This window comes from Clostridium sp. DL1XJH146 (assembly GCF_054819755.1).
The window spans coordinates 1-18702 of the sequence record NZ_JBTVVN010000013.1 but is presented as its reverse complement, the minus strand read 5'-3'; the positions used below and the strand labels follow the sequence as shown (position 1 = coordinate 18702).

Below are 18702 nucleotides of genomic sequence, written 5' to 3'. Positions count from 1 at the left end.
ATTATAATATGCCGAAAGGTAGCGTTTCTATCCTATCGCCCCGATTTGGGGCTTTTTTGCGTATAAGTTGAATAAAACTACCTATTATACAAACAATAATCCTATAGTGTTTCTAGTTAACCATATATTTATATATACCGAAACTAGTTGCTACAGCTAGCTTTTGGTATGAGTATAAATAAAGGTTCATAGCAGAAACCTTGTAAAAGATTGATTTGACTATATATTTTCGTAAAATTAGGAGGTTAATTTAATGGAAAATAAGTTGACATGTACAGCTACAGATTGTGTGCATAATTTAAATGGGCTATGTTCTGCAAAAAGAATTCATGTAGGAGGAATAACTGCTGCTTCTCATTCAGATACTCAATGTGATACTTTTTCCCCTAAGGGTGTAAAGAATGCATTTTATAATTTAGGTAATATGAATGTGACTGGAGAAATTAAACAATTATTTAATAGAGATTCTGTTGAAATGAGTCCGGAAATAAAGTGTAGTGCGGAAAAATGTAAGTATAATTCAAATAAAACTTGTAATGCAGTAAATCTTAGCATTGATGGATATGGAGCAAAAGAATCTGATGGAACGAAGTGTAGTACCTTTGAAATTTAGAGCTTTTTAAAGGATAAAGTGGTTCATTTTGAACATAAAGTGAAGTTTGAAGAGTGCAGTTAAAAGATTAAAAGATTAAAAGATTAAAGATTAAAAGATTAAAAGATTTTTTATGGTAGGTAAAATAAATATGAAAGTAAAACATATTTGTAAAAGTTATTGCAAATATGTTTTTTTAGTTTACAATAGAGAAGTGTTGATTTATAGATTTTTTAGATTGATAGGAGGATTATAATGGAGAAAGAAAAGATTTTTGTTAAGAATGAAGAATATATATTAGATATAATAGATCAAGGTTATGAAGGTGAAGGAATTGCTAAGGTAGATAGATATCCTATGTTTATAAAAGGTGCTATTGAAGGAGAAAAGGTAAAGGTTAAATGTATTAAGGTAAATAAGAATTTTGCTTTCGGAAAGTTGTTGGAAGTAATTGAAGCATCAAAAAAGAGAGAAGAACCTGTTTGTCCTATTTATAATAAGTGTGGTGGATGTAATTTGCAGCATATGAATTATGAAGGGCAGTTAGAGTTCAAGAAGAATAGAGTAAAAGATTGCTTAGTTAAAATAGGCAAAATAGATGAGAAAGCATTAAACGAGGGAATTCTTAAAGATACAATAGGGATGGAAACCCCATATAGATACAGAAATAAAGTTCAATTACCTATTCGGTTAAATGCTACTGGGAATACTGATATTGGTTTTTACTTAGAGAGAAGTCATGATCTTATAAATGTTGAGGAATGCTTTATTCAGCATGAAGATGCAGATAAAATAATAAATATTACAAGATTGTGGATTAATAAATATTTAATAAAACCTTATAATGAACAAAGACATTCAGGACTTTTGAGACATTTAGTTATACGAAGAGGTTTTAAGACAGGCGAAATAATGATCGTACTTGTGACAAAGATGAAAAAATTACCTTATGTTGAAGAGTATATATCTATGATTAATGAAGAACTTGATAATGTGGTTAGTGTAATACATAATATTAATCCTAATAAAGGAAATAAAATCCTTGGGGATGATTATAAAACATTGTGGGGTAAAGATAGTATAGTAGATTATATAGGACAATTTAAATTTAATATATCGGCAGTAGCATTTTTCCAAGTTAATCCTATTCAAACAGAAAAGCTATATAATAAGGCTATAGAATTCGCTGGGTTAACTGGAAATGAAGTTGTGTTTGATGCTTATTGTGGTACTGGTACTATTACATTATTTTTAGCACAAAAAGCTAAAAAAGTATACGGGGTAGAAATAATTGCAGATGCTATAGAGAAGGCAAAAATAAATGCTGAGGAAAACTCTGTGGATAATTGTGAATTTATTGTGGGTAAATCAGAAGAAATAATTCCTGCATTATTAGAAGAAGGGATTAAACCTGATGTAATTGTTGTAGACCCACCAAGAAAAGGCTGTGATAAAGAGTTATTAGTTGCAATTGGCGAAAGTTTACCTCAGAAAATAGTATATGTGTCTTGCGACCCTTCAACTTTAGCTAGAGATGTTAATATGTTACATGAATATGGGTATGCTGTAGAAGAAGTACAACCAGTTGATATGTTTTCACAATCTAGTCATGTGGAGACGGTTGTTCGTCTAGTTAAGCATTAAAAACATTCTACAAGAAAATAACATACTAAAAAATAGTTGTTTTGACCCCTTTTTCCTCCATAAAATTTTTATGGAGGAAAATTATTTTAACTAAGGGTTAACAAATTGAGGCATTTTTTTCTTAGAATCTCAATACTAACAAAATTGATAGTAACTATTAAAAAAAATTGTATTTACAAAAACAGTTGATAGTGTAATTATATATATAATAGAATATTTATAAACTGTTTATAAAGAAAAGAAGGTATAAAAGAAACAAAGTGAATCTGGTTAAATGAGGTCAATATTTATTGGCTATATTTAACCAGATTCGCGTTGGTTTTTAATAAAATTTGATAGTTGACTGTGATAAAGGAGGAAATATTATTGGCTACAATTAATGATAAAAATATTAGTAAAGATGTAAAATTAAATAATGAATTGAATACAAAATTAATACATTTGGGTCTAGATGTGGGTTCAACTACTGTAAAGCTAGTAGTTATAGATGAAGAACAGAAAATATTATATGGTAGATATGAAAGACATTATTCAGATATCAAGGATACTGTTTTAACACTTATAATAGATGCATACAAACAATTTGAAGATAGCGAAGTTACAATAATGGTTACAGGTTCTGGCGGACTTTCTATTTCTAAATGGCTAGATGCCCCATTTATTCAAGAGGTAGTTGCTTGTGCTACAACAGTAGAAAAAATAATACCTAGAACAGATGTAGCAATTGAACTTGGTGGTGAAGATGCCAAGATAACATATTTTGAAGGAAGCTCTATTGATCAAAGAATGAATGGTATTTGTGCAGGTGGTACAGGCGCATTTATTGACCAAATGGCATCCTTGTTAAAAACAGATGCAATGGGGTTAAACGAATTAGCTAAGGGATATAATGCTATTTACCCAATTGCTGCAAGGTGTGGAGTGTATGCTAAAACAGATATACAGCCACTTATTAATGACGGTGCTCCAAGAGAAGATATAGCAGCATCAATTTTTCAAGCAGTTGTAAATCAAACAATAGCTGGTCTTGCTTGTGGAAAACCTATAAGAGGGAATATTGCATTCCTAGGAGGTCCACTGTACTTTTTACCAGAACTGAGAAATAGATTTATTGAAACCTTAGAATTATCTGATGATGCAGCAATAATTCCAGAAAACTCCCAGTTGTTTGTTGCCCTAGGAGCGGCAATAGAATCTGAATTTATGGAATACATTACTTTTAGAGAATTACTTCAAAAGGCAGAGAATTTAAAGAATTCTTTTGTAAATGAGGTTCCTAGACTAAATTCATTATTTAAAGATAAAGAAGAACTTGATGCATTTAAGTTAAGACATGGAAAAAACATTGCTAAGCGTGCAGCGATTTGTAGTTATGAAGGCAATTGTTATTTAGGTATAGATGCAGGTTCTACAACTACGAAGGTAGTACTTATAAATGAACAGGGTGAATTATTATATTCATATTATGGAAGTAATAATGGAGAGCCTCTCGCGTTAGTTATTAAAATATTGAGAGAAATATATGATATGCTGCCTAAAAAAGCAACTATTGTAAAATCTACTGTTACTGGGTATGGTGAGGCACTTATTAAAGAGGCGCTTCAAGTAGATATTGGTGAAATTGAAACAATTGCACACTATAAAGCAGCAGAGTTCTTTTTACCTGGAGTTGATTTTATACTAGATATTGGTGGACAAGATATGAAATGTCTACGTATAAAAAATGGTGTTGTAGATGATATATTACTTAATGAATCTTGCTCATCAGGTTGTGGTTCTTTTATTGAAACTTTTGCAACTTCACTTAATTATAAAGTTAAGGATTTTGCTGAGGAAGCATTATTGTCAAATGGACCAGCAGACCTTGGCTCTAAATGTACAGTTTTTATGAATTCACGTGTTAAACAAGCTCAAAAAGAAGGAGCATCTGTAGGAGAGATATCAGCAGGATTATCCTACTCAGTTATTAAAAATGCATTACAGAAAGTAATCAAGATTAGAGACCCAAAACAAATGGGAGAAAAAATTATTGTCCAAGGGGGAACTTTCTATAATAACGCAGTTCTTAGAGCTTTTGAGATTATTTCTGAGAGAGAAGTCATTAGACCAGATATTGCCGGACTTATGGGAGCTTTTGGAGCAGCTTTGATTGCAAAAGAGAGATTTGCTCAAGGAGATAATACAACATTGCTTGAAAAGGATGAATTAACAGAATTTAAATTTAGTCCAGTAATTGATCGCTGTAAGTTATGTGCCAATCATTGCTTGCTAACTACTACAAATTTTAGTAATGGTAGAAAATATGTGTCAGGTAATAGATGTGAAAGAGGCGCAGGAAAAGAGCTTACAAACAAAGAAATTCCTAATTTGTATGACTATAAGATGCGCAGATTATTTGCATACAAGCCTTTAAAAAAAGAGGAAGCAAAAAGAGGGGTTGTTGGAATACCTCGTGTCTTAAATTTATATGAAAATTATCCATATTGGTTTACGTTTTTTACGGAGTTAGGATTTAGGGTAGAGTTATCCCCAAAATCAAGTAAAAAAATATATGAAGAAGGAATGGAGACAATACCATCTGAGTCAGTATGTTATCCAGCTAAGCTTGTACATGGACATATTATTAATCTGATTAAAAAAGGAGTGCCATTTATATTCTATCCATGTATTCCATATGAAGTAAAAGAAAGAACTGAGGCAAATAATAATTATAATTGTCCAATTGTAACTTCATATCCCGAAACTATTAAAAATAATGTTGGTATGTTGAAAGAGAAAAATGTAACCTTAATGAATTCATTTTTACCAATGGATGATGAAACGAGGTTAGCGGAGCGATTAAATGAAGAGTTCATAGAGTACGGATTTGATATATCATATGAAGAGATAAAAGAAGCTGCTAAAAAAGCTTGGGATGAAAAACACAAGGTTAGAAATGAGATTGCCCAAAAAGGTGAAGAAGTTATTAAATATCTAGAAGACAACAATAAAAGAGGAATTGTTTTGGCTGGAAGACCATATCATGTTGATGAAGAAATAAATCATGGATTAACGAATATTATTACAAACCTTGGTATGGCTGTCTTAACAGAGGATTCTATATTCCATCTAAAAGAAAAGGACCCTAAATTAAGAGTTCTTGACCAATGGAGTTATCACAGTAGAATGTATTCAGCAGCAGAGGTTGTAGGAAAAAATGATAGATTAGAGCTTGTTCAATTAACATCATTTGGTTGTGGAATTGATGCAGTAACAAGTGATCAGGTAAGTGAGATATTAGAAAGCTATGGAAAGATTTTTACACTTATTAAAATTGATGAAGGGAATAATCTTGGAGCCATTAAGATTAGAATGCGTTCATTAAAAGCTGCTATTGATGAGCGTGAAAGAAAAAATGTAATTCCAAAGAAAGTTGATATGTATAAGAATAAAGCTTTCTTTACAAAGGAAAACAAAAAAAACTATACTATATTAGCACCAAATATGTCTCCTATTCATTTTGATTTTATAAAACCGGTGTTTCAAAGTGAAGGATATAACTTAGTCATATTGCCAGGTGTTGATCCGGGTTCTGTAGAAGAAGGAGTCAAACATGTGAATAATGACGCTTGTTATCCTGCTATTATAACTATTGGTCAAATTATGAAAGCTCTTAAATCAGGAGAATATGATTTGGATAATACTGCTGTTATTATGAGTCAAACTGGTGGTGGATGTAGAGCATCTAGTTATGTCAGTTTAATTAGAAAAGCATTAAAAGATACACATATGGAACATATTCCTGTAATCTCACTTAATGCGTATGGTATAGAAGAAAATCCTGGATTTAATATTAATCCATCAATGCTTAATAAAGCAGTAATGGCACTAGTATATGGGGATATTTTCTTGCGTGCTACACAAGCTACAAGGCCTTATGAGAAAGTAAAAGGAGCTACAGATGCTTTGCATAGCAAATGGAGAGAAATTGCAATAAAAAATATTCAAACTGGAAATGTTATTACTTACAAAAATAATGTTAAAAAAATTATAGCTGAATTTGATACATTAGAAAGACAGAATATCATTAAACCCAAAGTGGGGATTGTTGGTGAGATATTAATAAAATATCATCCAACAGGAAATAACCAAATAGTTAAAGTATTAGAAGAAGAAGGTGCAGAAGTTAGTGTTCCAGACTTGTTAGATTTCTTCTTATATTCAGCCTATACAGCTAAGTTTAAATATGAAAAGTTAAATGGCACTAAAAAAGCTTGGAAGCGTTCTAATATGTTTATTAAAATCTGTGATATGTACAAAAGACCTGCTAGAAAGGCTTTTGAAAAAAGCACCAATTTTATGCCGCCTTCAAGTATAGAAGAAAAAGCAAAACATGCGAAGGAACTAATTTCTCTTGGAAATCAAACAGGAGAAGGCTGGTTTTTAACAGGTGAAATGGTTGAGTTGGTAAAACATGGATATGAAAATATTGTTTGTGTACAACCTTTTGGATGTTTACCGAATCATGTTATTGGTAAAGCTATGATTAAACCAATTAAAGAAAAGCACCCAAAAGCTAATATTGTTGCAATAGACTATGACCCAGGTGCTAGTGAAGTAAACCAATTAAATAGAATAAAATTAATGTTATCTGTAGCTAATAAAAATCTATCAAATTGCGTAGAGTGTGATGAAGAAATAATATAAAATGGAGTGTTAAAAATTAGTTATATTTATAAAAAATGTAAATTTGAACATATTGATATAATGGTGTAAAATTTAAACATATAAATGTTTAAAGGAGATTGATAATAAAATGAAAATTGCAGTTATTTATCACAGTGAATCAGGTAATACAGAAAAAGCAGCAGCACTTGTTGCTAAAGGCGCAGAGAAAGTTGAAGATGTTGAAACAAAATGTATGTCAATTAATGATATTGACGAAGAGTTTGTTAATGAAGCAAAGGTTGTATTTTTTGGAACACCTACTTATGCAGGAACGTATTCTTGGCAAATGAAAAAATGGCTTGATACTTGTAAAATTAAATTAGCTGGAAAAGTAGGTTGTGTATTTGCAACAGAAAACTTTATAGGTGGCGGAGCTGATAATGGTGAATTAGCTATTATAAGTGAACTATTAGTTAAAGGAATGTTTACTTACTCAGTTGGTGCAAGTGAAGGACAACCATATACACACTTTGGTTCTGTACTTATAAAAGATGGAACTGAAGACCAAAAGGAAAGAGTAGAAATATTTGCTGAAAGAGTTGCTAGAAAAGTTAAAGAATTATTTAAATAAGTAAAGAGAATTAATCGGATAACTTCTTATATAATAATAGATTAACATTTTAGAAACATTTTCAACACTTACTTGTCACATAACGGGCGTATTATATAATTAATAAATAGATAACAAGTAAATAAATAGAAATAACTTATCCCCCCCTAGAATAAGTTTATGCGTTAAACCCACACTATTTGAAGTGTGGGTTTATTTTTGTGTGAAATAGATATTAGTTTTGTGTATAATTGCTGATATACCAATCGATTAATGTTCTTGCTATACTCTGTTTATGAGGTATGATTGGAAGATTATCTGCAGTGAACCAATCAGCATGAGCAATTTCAACTCCATCTGTTTTTATTTCTCCTGAGTCATAGTCAGCAACAAATCCAAGCATTAATGAATTAGGAAATGGCCAAGGTTGGCTACTAAAATATCTTATATTTTTAACTTTTAATCCTACTTCTTCCATAACTTCACGGCGAACAGTTTCTTCTAATGATTCGCCTAGTTCAACAAATCCAGCGATAATACTATATAAACCTTCTGGGAAGTTATTGTTATGTGCTAAAAGAAGTTTATTATCTTTAATAATTGCAACTATGATTGCGGGGGAAGTTTGTGGAAATAATAAATTATTACATTTTGGACAACTTTTTGATCTATCTGAATTCATTGACTTAAATTGTGTTCCACATACACCACAGTATTGATGTTTTCTACTCCAATTTAATAATTGGTAAGCCTGTCCTGCTATAGAAAATATTTTTTGTTTGCAGAAATCTCTACAATCGTAGTATCTTTTGAAAATATAATTTTCAGGTAAAACTAAATCTTGTTGAAGATCAATTACATAATATTTTATATTGTTATACTCGCAGATAAAAAAGCCATCAAGTTCACTTAAGATATCAGTTTTGAAAGTATTTTCATCAGGAAGGATTAATAGTGTTTCATCTTTTTTAATTAATAATTCATCTTTATTAAAGATTAAAAAAGAATAAGAGTTAATTTTATTATTTGACATATAATTTTCTAGTTCCATTTTTTCACTCCTAAGTTTATAGAGTTTTTAATCAGATAGTTATAATGAATTAAAACTCTGTATTGATAAAAGTAATAAATACTGTATCAATTTATTTTTAATTTTAGCACAATAGGTGTTAATATAATAGGTGAAAAGGCAATAATTTCATTTGATATGCTAATTATTATTTATTTAATTTTAGATAAAGTTATTTAGATGTTTTAAGTTTATAATATTAATTAGAGAGTATTCATTATAAAACTCTCTTTAAAATAGATAGTATAAGATTTTAAATAATAAAATCAAAGAAAGGGGTGATTAAATGGCAAGTATTCAAAGTAAAGTCCTGCATAGCATACTTAAATGTTCTAATATCAAAAATTCCATTGATAAATCTCTTGATAATGGTTGCTTTGAGAATAATAATGTTAATAAGCCACCAAAAAGATTATACTCAAAATTGGATATAGAAAAAATAAGTATATTTACTGGAACTAACGATATATTAGAGCCTGATGCACTAAGATTTAAATCAATTGATGAAGAAAAGGGGGGCAATATCAATTATTTTGAATATAAAGATATTATTCATGTTTGGCCTTTTTTAAATTTGCCAGAATCTAAAAAAGCTATAGGTCAAATAATTAGTTTAGTAGGGTCTAATTAGAGAAACTTATCTTTATGTTAAATTGGATATAGTATCATTTCACAATATATACATATTACTTAAACTAGTGTATAATATATAGCATGTAGTATTGAAAACTATAAAAAGATATAATTATATTTTTAAATATAGTAATGGTGAATTAAGTATACTTTAAAAAGGTGGTGAATTCATATGCTGTTTTTAGTATAATGATGGATTACTAAAAAAGCATATGTAGGTGAATGAAATATAGAATAGTTGCAGATACATCATGTGATTTAGAAATTGGTAGTAATAAGCTAAAAGATGTTAAGTTTATACCATTTACTATCCAAATAGATGAGCACTCATTTAAAGATATTGAAAAAACGCAAATTGAAATGATAGAGTTAATGGCGGATAGTCCTCATCCTGCAAAAACATCTTGTCCTTCTCCTAATGATTTTATAGAGGCATTTGAAGGGGATGATGATGAAGTAATATTTGTTGTGACAATATCTTCAAATCTAAGTGGTACCTATAATAGTGCTGTACTAGCAAAAAAAATGTATTTGGAAGAACATAATGAAAAAGAAATATATTTAATAGATTCAAAAAGTGCGGCATCAGCAGAAACTTGTATAACGTATTATTTAATGGAATTATTGCAAAATCAGCAGGAAATGACTGCAGCAGAAATTTATAGAAAAGCTATTTCTTTTGTAAAAGAAATGAGAACTTTGTTTATTTTAGAGGATTTAAATAATCTTATGAAGAATGGACGTTTAAATAAAGTAAAGGGAATAATTGCTAATCTACTACATATTAAGCTTATTTTAGGTGAAGATGGAAATGGTGAGATAACTTTATATAAAAAAGCAAGAGGAACTAAGAGAGCGTATAAAGCCTTGTTAGATTCAATTGAAGAAAGAAGCATAGGACTTAATATAGAAGAAAAAGAAATTTTTATTTCACACTGCAATGCACTGCAAAAGGCTTTAGATATTAAAGAAATGATTAAGGAGCGTTATAATTTTAAAAACATCCATATTTTAGAGACTAATGGGTTAAGCACTATATATACTTCCGATGGTGGAGTAGTTTTAACGTTTTAAAATATAAACATTTATCGGTGACATATTATTGAAATTTTATATTTAGAAAAAGAAATTATTTGTAAATCAATAATTTCTTTTTTTATTTGGCGAGGTATATTTTTTATTGTGATTTTAATAGATATAAATGTGTACTATATTATAAATTGAATAATGTGATAAAATAGTAGTATAATAGTTCTTGTCGGAAAAAAATATTATAATTTATGATTAATTTAGCTTTTATAGAATTATGCAAAACTTGAAAATTAGGAGAGATATAATGAAGAAAAAGAGTTTTTTTACTGAATGGGTTATACCAGTTATATCAGCATTGTTAATTGCATACATAATTAATAAATTTGTTTTTTTTAATGTTACTGTTCCAACTAGTTCAATGTACCCTACTATTACACCAGGGGACAGAATGGTTGTAACAAGAATTTATAATTTAGAGAAATTAGTTAGAGGAGATATTGTTGTTTTTGATTCCGATGAACTTGATGAAACTTTGATTAAAAGATTAATAGGTTTACCAGGTGATAATATTTTAATTGAAGATTCAGGTAAAGTATTTATTAATGGACAATTATTAGAGGAACCTTATGTTTTAAATTCAGGGGATGCAGCAGGAAGTTTTAAAGTACCTGAGAATTCATATTTTTTCTTAGGAGATAACAGAGGAAACTCAAAAGATGCTAGGTATTGGAAAGAACCATATATCGATGGTTCCAAAATAAGAGGTAAAGCAAGATTTATAATTTATCCATTTGATAGATTTGGTAAATTTAAAATTGGAGAAGAAGCCTTGTAAAAAATAGGGGGATTTTACTATGGAAATAAGGGATATAAAAATAGGGAAAATTAATGTTCCTTTAAAAAGAAGTTTCAAATCTATTATAGGACCTGCGACTAGTGTAGAAGAAATAGTTATTAAAATTATAACTGATACACAAGAAGAAGGAATTGGCAGTGCAGCTCCAACTCCATTAATTACAGGTGAAACAAATGCTTCTATAGTTGCAGCAATAAAAAAAATTAAACCTAAACTAATTGGAAAAGATATAGATGATGTAGAAGGAATTATGTTTATAATTGACAATGAAATAGTTAGAAATACTAGTGCAAAGGCGGCATTAGATATGGCTGTATATGATTTGCTTGGTAAAAAATACAAAATACCATTATATAAATATTTTGGTGGAAATAAACAAAAAATTAGTACTGATATAACTATTGGAATAGGTACTATAGAAGAAATGGTTCAAGAGTCTTTAGAAGCTATAAGAGATGGGTTTAAGTATCTGAAAGTTAAAGTAGGCACAAAACCTTGTATGGATTTGAACAGAGTCAAAGCTATAAGACAAGCAGTTAGAAAAGACACTAAGATTATAGTTGATGCAAATCAAGGATGGAGTCCTAAAGAAGCGATAAAATTAATTACTAAGTTTGAAGATTTAGATTTAAATATTGAACTAATTGAGCAACCAGTAAATGCTTGGGATTTAGAAGGATTAAAACAAGTTACAAATAATGTACTTACACCTATTTTAGCGGATGAATCTGTTCATACTTTTGAAGATGCTTTTAATATTATAAATAATAGAGCTGCAAATTCTATAAATATTAAATTGATGAAGTGTGGTGGCTTCCATAATGCTGTGAAAATAATTAATTTAGCAGAAATGGCAGGCATAGAATGTATGATGGGGTGTATGGTAGAAAGTAAGATAGGTCTTTCTGCTGCAGCAAGTTTAGCTTTTGCAAAAAAGAATATAACAAAAACAGATTTAGATATGCTTATGATTTATGAAAAGGATACAATAAAAGGTGGAGTTACAATTAAAGATAATATGATTTTAGCAAATGATGCTCCTGGATTAGGTATATTAGAAGTGGAAAATTGGGAAGAATTAGAAGTATAAAGTATTTTTAATTTAAGGGTGATGAAAATTATGAACAATGGATTTGAAAATGAAATTATGATAGAGTTAGAGAAAGAAAGACAAAAAGAATTAGAAGAAGACTATCTTAATAAAACTATAAATCTTATTAGAGAGGAAATAATAAGGTTTATAGAAAAAAGAAAAAAAGCAGCAAATTATATTCGTGATTATAGAAAAGAAGCTATGGATGAATATAAGGATGATGAAGATGAAGTAACAAAATATTTTGATCACGAGAGATTTTATAAAGAAGAGAGCTTTAGTTATATTGATAGAAAATTAAAAGAATTGTCAATATTAAAAGATTCGCCTTATTATGGGAAAGTAGAATTTGTAGACGAAGAATACGATGAATTAGAAAATATTTATATTGGAAGATTTGGAGTAACTATTGAAGAATCAAATGAGCCTATTGTTGTGGATTGGAGAGCACCCATAGCATCATTGTTTTATGCAGGAAAGCTTGGTAATATAGAGTACAAAGCACCAGTGGGATCAATACCTGTAAAAGTAACTCAAAAGAGACAGTTTATAATTAAAGCTGGAAAGTTATTAGGAATGTTCGATTCTGATATAGAAGTAAAAGATGATATTCTTCAAATGATGTTAGCTAAGAATACAGGTGATAAGCTTAAGGATATTATTATGACTATCCAAGGTGAGCAAGATGATATTATAAGAAAAGACAGAAAAAAAACAATAGTAGTGAATGGTGTTGCTGGAAGTGGGAAAACAACTATAGCATTACATAGAATAGCATATTTACTTTATAATTATAGAGAAATTTTGCAGGATAAGTTGATGATACTTGGGCCAAATAGGATATTTATGGAATACATATCAGAGGTACTTCCTAGTTTAGGTGAAATAGGAGTAAATCAAGCTACATTTCAAGAATTTGCTTTGGAAATTTTAGACTTAGATAAAATAATGGAAACAAACAAATATATGGAAAAAGTTTTTGCAAAAGATGAAGAATTTTTAAACACTATAAAAACTAAAACATCCAAGGAATTTATAGTGCAATTAGATAGATTTGTTAGTGTGCTAAATGATAGATACTTTATTTTTAGGGATTTGAATTTTGGTAATAGTATATTTATAAATAAAGAAGTAATTCAAGAATTATTCTTATATTATAAAAATATGCCTTTATTTAGAAGAAACAAAAAAATAAAGAGAATATTATATTCAAAGATATTAGAAGAAAGAGATAATCAAATAAGAAAAATTAAAACTTGGTATGAAAATGAAATGGAAAAAATAAAGAGAGAAGATAAAGAAGAAGAAGCACCGGAAATTGAGTATAAAAGAAAATTGAAGATTAGAGATGTTATTAGAAATGTAATAAATGCAAAGAAATCTTTAGATTGGTTAGAGAATGAATCAGTAGTCCATTTATATTCAAAGCTAATGAATGCTGATGAATTTACAATTGATGATTTAGCTCCAATGCTTTATCTGAAAAATAAGCTAGAAGGTTTTGTTTTAGATGAAGAATTAAAATATGTAGTTATCGATGAAGCGCAAGATTATAGTGAATTACAATTTATAGTGATTAAAGAAATTACAGGGTGCAAATCTTACACAATAGTAGGAGATTCTAATCAAAGGCTTTTAACTCTTAATGAAGAAATTCCATTTTTAGAATTGAATAATTTTTATGATAATGTAGAGTTATATAATTTAGATAAGAGCTATAGGTCAACGCAAGAAATTATGGAATATGCAAATAAATTTTTAGATAATAAAATTGTTCCTCTTGTAAGAAATGGGGATAGTGTTCTAGAAAAAGAATTTGCAGGTTATGATGTTATGGCACAAGAAATAATAGATAGGATAAATAGCATAGATTATAAAGACTATGGTAGTATAGCAATTATATGCAGAGATTTAAAAACTAGTGAAAGGATTTCTCTTTTAATAAAACAAAAGATGCCTATTTTATTATTAGATAAAGAAGATATTTTGTTTAAAAAAGGAGTTGTAATTCTTCCTGCATATTATGCGAAAGGCTTAGAATTTGATGCTGTAATTTTAGTTGAAGAAGACAGTCTAGAGTTTCAAAATAATAAAATAAAGTATATTATGGCAACAAGGGCACTTCATAAACTAGAGGTATATAATTTAAAAAAAGAAGACTGAAATTAATCAGTTTTCTTTTTCTTTTGAATTTGGTAATTTGTATTTCCACCAGAAAGGTTATATACTTTTTTGAAGCCTTTGTTTAATAGTATATTTTGAGCGGCATTTCCTGTTACCCCTTTGTTGCAATAAGTTACAGTGGTTTTGTCTTTATCTAATTTTTGGCAAGCACAACGCATTTCAGCATGAGGTATATTTATTGATTGGGTAACGTTGTTTTTTATATACTGGTCTTCTATTCTGGCATCTATTATTTGAACGTCTTCATTTGAATTAATTATTATATCAAGCTTTTCAGGAGTAATTAGCTTTCGTCCTTTGTTTATTGCATTATCTAAAATCATGCCTGTATACATGACAGGATCTTTTGTTATTGAAAATGGAGGGGCATAAGCTAAATCGAGATGAAATAAATCTTCAACTTTTGCACCATATGTTATGGCAGTTACAAAGATATCTATTCTTTTATCTATTCCTTGAGGACCGATAATTTGAGCTCCCAGTAATTTCCCTGTATTTTTATCAGCGATTGCTTTTATGGTCATTTGTTTACCACCCATATAAGCAGGTTTATCTGGCTTTATATTGTGGCATACTTCTATTTCAAAACCATCTTTTATAGCTTGTTTTTCTGTTAAACCAGTCATAGCTACGGATAAGTCAAATACTTTAAATATACCAGTTCCGAGTATTCCTCTGAATTCCAAAGAACCACCAGTTAAACTATCACCGGCTATCCTACCCATTTTATTGGCAGTTGATCCAAGTGGTACATAGATGCTTTTTTTTGTAATTAAAGAATAACTTTCAGCGCAATCTCCACAAGAGTAAATAGAATCAATATTAGTTTGCATTTTATTATTAACTTTTATCGCTCTTGTTTCCCCTAGTTCAACTCCTGATTTTACAGCTAAATTTACATTAGGTCTTATTCCTACAGACATTATAATTAATTCTGTATCTATGGTATCACCACTTTTTAATATTACTTTACGACCTAAAGTATCGCCTCTTATTTCTGTAACAGCATCCCCTAATAATAATTTAATCCCTTTTTCTTTTAAATGTCTTTCGATATAAACTGCCATATCTTTATCAAGTGGAGGCATTACTTGATTTGCAAGTTCTACAATAGTAACATCTATTCCTATTTCTTTGAGATTTTCAGCGACTTCTAAGCCAATAAATCCAGCACCTACAATGGTAGCTTTTGTTGGATTATATTCTTCTATAAAATTATGTATATCTACAGCATTAGTTGGATTTCGTAGAGGGAAAACATTCTTTTTATCAATATCAATAATTTTAGGAATAAATGGGGTAGCACCCGTTGAAATTACTAATTTATCATAAGTATCTTCAAAAATATCTTTTGTCTGCAGATTTATTATTTTAAGTTTTTTGTTTTTAGAATCAATTTGAAGAACTTCATGCCTTGTTTTGATATCAATATTATATTTTTTCTTAAAAAAAGCTGCATTACGTGGGATTAACTTTTCAATAGTATCAACTTTTTTACCTATGAAATAAGGTAGACCACATCCCGAATAAGAGATATCCTTATCTTTTTCATAAATAATTATTTCAGCGTCCTCCATATTTCTTCTTGCTTTTGCAGCAGCTGATGTTCCGGCTGCTACTGATCCAATTACTACAATCTTCATTTGATTACCTCCGTATTATATTTTGAATAAAGTATTAACTTTTTAATATATAATAATAAATTAATTATGAATAATCTCTATCTAAAGTAATAATTGCTTCATAAAAAGGATGTGTTTTTTTAATAGACCTATTTATTTTTGCCATAAGTATTTTTTCATCTTTGAAATTAAAATTTGAGTTTCTGTCAATTACTATATCAAATATTAAATTTTTATTTTCTCTTTCACCTACTATTCTTAAATCATGAAATGATTTAACTTCAGGATATTTATAAAGAATTTCAGCCAGTTCTTCCATTGCTTTCTTTAAATCATTATCATCAATATTTAAAGGGTCCATATGTATAACAAGGAAAATATTATGCTCTTCAAATATTTTTCTTTCAATTTCATCAATTACTTCGTGTATAGCCATAATATTTTCAGTAGATGATACTTCTGCATGAATAGTTGCCATTGTTCTACTAGGTCCATAATTGTGGACAACTAAATCATGAGTACCTAAAATATAATCATTTTTTAGAACTTGCCTTTCAATTAAAGTTATTAATTCGTTATCTGGAGCTTCTCCAAGTAATGGGTTAATAGTATCTTTTATAAGAGTATACCCTGAATATAAAATAAATAATGAAATAAAGGTGCCTATGTATCCATCAATGGGGAAAGATACATATTTACTTGCAAGGAGGGATAAAGCAACTACAGATGAAGAGAAAACATCACTTAATGCATCTACAGAAGAAGCTTTTAAGGCAGATGAATTAATTTTAGTACCCATAAATTTATTAAATTTACTAAGCCATACTTTTATGCTGATAGAAATTAAAATTAAAATGAAGGGTATTAATTTAAATTTAATTTCTGCAGGAGTTATTATTCTACTGATGGAAGTTTTTAAAAACTCTATACCAACATAAAGAACCATAAATGATACTATAAGTCCAGAAATATATTCGATTCTTCCATGACCGTAGGGATGTTCATGGTCTGCTGGTTTAGCAGCTAACTTAAAACCTACTATAGTTATTAATGATGATACTGTATCAGAAAGGTTATTAAAAGCATCAGCAGTGACTGCGATACTATTTAATATAACCCCAACTGATAATTTCACTGAAAATAAAATAAGGTTTGCAATGATTCCAATAATACCACCTAGATATCCATATTGTTCTCTTACTTTTTTATTTTCTACATTCTCATAATTTTTTATGAATTTTTTTACTAGTTGCTCAGAAATCAAAATAGTGCCTCCTTTTATCTAAATAATAGATATGTTTTAGAAAATTATTGCGAACTGTAAAGTATAGCATCTAATACTATTTTATTACTATATATAAACTACTTCAACATAAATTCATACAAATACATAATACTTTGGAATTTGTATGTGTATAAAAAAAAGGCTGTCTCAGAATAGAAAACTGATACAGTCCCTTTGTGTATTATAATAAATTTATTAGTCTTGAGGTACAGGCGCATCTACTGGACAAACACTTGCACAAGCTCCGCAATCAATACATACATTAGGATCAATTACATAGTTTTCATCGCCTTCAGTTATGCAGTTAACAGGGCATTCAGGTTCACAAGCACCACATTTTATACAACTATCTTTAATAATATATGCCATAGTTAAACCTCCTTGATTTAATATACTTATCTTTTGCAATAAATCTCTTTATATTCACAAAAAGTAATTATTGTATTACAATTAATGAAGAAAGTTAATACTTTATGTAGATGGAGTGTGAAATTATGAATTTTGAAGGCAAAATTGCTGTAGTAACAGGTTCAAGTAGAGGAATTGGAAAGGCAATAGCTATTGAGCTTGCAGCGAGTGGTGCCACTGTGGTCTTGAACTATCAAAAAAACGATGACGCCGCTAAAAATGTTTTAGAGTATATAAAAGAAAATAGAGGGTACGCAATACTCAAAAAAAATAATGTGAGTATATATGAAGAAGCTAAAGAACTTATAGATTTTACAATAAGTAAATTGGGTAAAATAGATATTTTAGTCAATAATGCAGGTATTTCTAATATAGATTTATTTATGGATATGACAAAGGAAGGTATTGATGAAATTTTTAATGTAAACTTAAAGGGAACAATTAATGTATCACATAATGTAGTTAAACATATGGTGGAAAGAAAATCTGGTGTTATACTTAATATATCCTCTATTTGGGGTGAAGTTGGTGCATCTTGTGAAGTGTTATATTCTACTACTAAAGGTGGAATTAATTCTTTCACTAAAGCTTTAGCTAAAGAACTTGGACCGTCTAATATAAGAGTTAATGCTATCTTACCAGGAGTTATAAATACAGAGATGAATGATTGTTTTGATGAACAAGAAAAACAATCTTTAGAAGAGGAGATACCATTAAATAGATTTGGAGAACCAAATGAAATAGGAAAGGCAGCATGCTTCTTATGTTCTGATGATGCATCTTATATTACTGGGAGTATACTTAAGATAGATGGGGGAATGATTTGAAAAACAATTAACAATGCACAATGCACAATGCACAATTGCGGATGATTTTGCTACGCAAAATCTTTGAATTAATTTAAAACCTTTTGATAAAGAGAGAAATAACTATTATAATGGATTGAAGTCATTGAAGTCATTGAAGTCATTGAAGTCATTGAAGTCATTGAAGTCATTGAAGTCATTGAAGTCATTGAAGTCATTGA

14 protein-coding genes are annotated in these 18702 nt (G+C 29.2%); 10 read left to right on the top strand and 4 right to left on the bottom strand.

Translation table 11 applies throughout. The annotated features are described in order from the left end of the window. Window positions 1–253: 253 nt before the first annotated feature. From ACVHXK_RS08260 to ACVHXK_RS08245, 4 genes are all read left to right on the top strand, one after another. Window positions 254–613, top strand: coding sequence for a DUF1540 domain-containing protein (locus tag ACVHXK_RS08260; RefSeq protein ID WP_461205907.1), 360 nt, complete (start codon window positions 254–256; stop codon window positions 611–613). Window positions 614–847: 234 nt separating this feature from the next. Beyond that, the gene (rlmD, locus tag ACVHXK_RS08255; RefSeq protein ID WP_461205906.1) at window positions 848–2236 is read left to right on the top strand and encodes a 23S rRNA (uracil(1939)-C(5))-methyltransferase RlmD; all 1389 of its coding nucleotides are present in this window, start codon (window positions 848–850) and stop codon (window positions 2234–2236) included. Window positions 2237–2611: 375 nt separating this feature from the next. Further along, entirely contained in the window at window positions 2612–6922 is a 4311-nt protein-coding gene (locus ACVHXK_RS08250; RefSeq protein ID WP_461205955.1) for an acyl-CoA dehydratase activase-related protein, read from the top strand. Window positions 6923–7031: 109 nt separating this feature from the next. Then, complete coding sequence (locus ACVHXK_RS08245; protein WP_461205905.1) at window positions 7032–7514, top strand: flavodoxin family protein; 483 nt, start codon at window positions 7032–7034, stop codon at window positions 7512–7514. A gap of 214 nt (window positions 7515–7728) precedes the next feature. Here ACVHXK_RS08245 and nudC read toward each other — a convergent pair whose 3' ends face one another. After that, a complete protein-coding gene (gene nudC / locus ACVHXK_RS08240) occupies window positions 7729–8544 on the bottom strand; it encodes an NAD(+) diphosphatase (protein WP_461205904.1) in 816 nt (271 codons plus the stop codon). A 304-nt stretch (window positions 8545–8848) separates the two neighbouring features. Between nudC and ACVHXK_RS08235 the strand changes: the two genes are divergently transcribed. The 5 genes from ACVHXK_RS08235 (at window position 8849) to ACVHXK_RS08215 (ending at window position 14339) form a co-directional block, all read left to right on the top strand. Continuing rightward, window positions 8849–9193: a hypothetical protein gene (locus tag ACVHXK_RS08235; protein WP_461205903.1), complete on the top strand. Its 345-nt coding sequence runs from the start codon at window positions 8849–8851 to the stop codon at window positions 9191–9193. Window positions 9194–9417: 224 nt separating this feature from the next. Next, window positions 9418–10269: a DegV family protein gene (locus tag ACVHXK_RS08230; protein WP_461205902.1), complete on the top strand. Its 852-nt coding sequence runs from the start codon at window positions 9418–9420 to the stop codon at window positions 10267–10269. Between the two features lie 262 nt (window positions 10270–10531). Next, on the top strand, window positions 10532–11062 hold the full coding sequence (gene lepB / locus ACVHXK_RS08225; RefSeq protein ID WP_461205901.1) for a signal peptidase I: 531 nt from the start codon (window positions 10532–10534) through the stop codon (window positions 11060–11062). Window positions 11063–11081: 19 nt separating this feature from the next. Further along, window positions 11082–12173 carry a dipeptide epimerase gene (locus tag ACVHXK_RS08220; RefSeq protein WP_461205900.1) on the top strand — a complete coding sequence of 364 codons (1092 nt, stop codon included), beginning with the start codon at window positions 11082–11084 and terminating at the stop codon, window positions 12171–12173. Window positions 12174–12203: 30 nt separating this feature from the next. Further along, on the top strand, window positions 12204–14339 hold the full coding sequence (locus tag ACVHXK_RS08215; RefSeq protein ID WP_461205899.1) for a HelD family protein: 2136 nt from the start codon (window positions 12204–12206) through the stop codon (window positions 14337–14339). A 2-nt stretch (window positions 14340–14341) separates the two neighbouring features. Here ACVHXK_RS08215 and ACVHXK_RS08210 read toward each other — a convergent pair whose 3' ends face one another. From ACVHXK_RS08210 to ACVHXK_RS08200, 3 genes are all read right to left on the bottom strand, one after another. Continuing rightward, window positions 14342–16003, bottom strand: a complete 1662-nt coding sequence (locus tag ACVHXK_RS08210) for an FAD-dependent oxidoreductase (RefSeq protein ID WP_461205898.1) — start codon at window positions 16001–16003, stop codon at window positions 14342–14344. A 64-nt stretch (window positions 16004–16067) separates the two neighbouring features. Next, window positions 16068–17246 (bottom strand): cation diffusion facilitator family transporter, encoded by a 1179-nt coding sequence (locus tag ACVHXK_RS08205; protein WP_461205897.1) that lies wholly within the window; start codon window positions 17244–17246, stop codon window positions 16068–16070. A 216-nt stretch (window positions 17247–17462) separates the two neighbouring features. Beyond that, window positions 17463–17636, bottom strand: a complete 174-nt coding sequence (locus ACVHXK_RS08200; protein ID WP_461205896.1) for a DUF362 domain-containing protein — start codon at window positions 17634–17636, stop codon at window positions 17463–17465. 125 nt (window positions 17637–17761) lie between these two features. Between ACVHXK_RS08200 and ymfI the strand changes: the two genes are divergently transcribed. Beyond that, complete coding sequence (gene ymfI, locus ACVHXK_RS08195; RefSeq protein ID WP_461205895.1) at window positions 17762–18502, top strand: elongation factor P 5-aminopentanone reductase; 741 nt, start codon at window positions 17762–17764, stop codon at window positions 18500–18502. Window positions 18503–18702 lie beyond the last annotated feature (200 nt).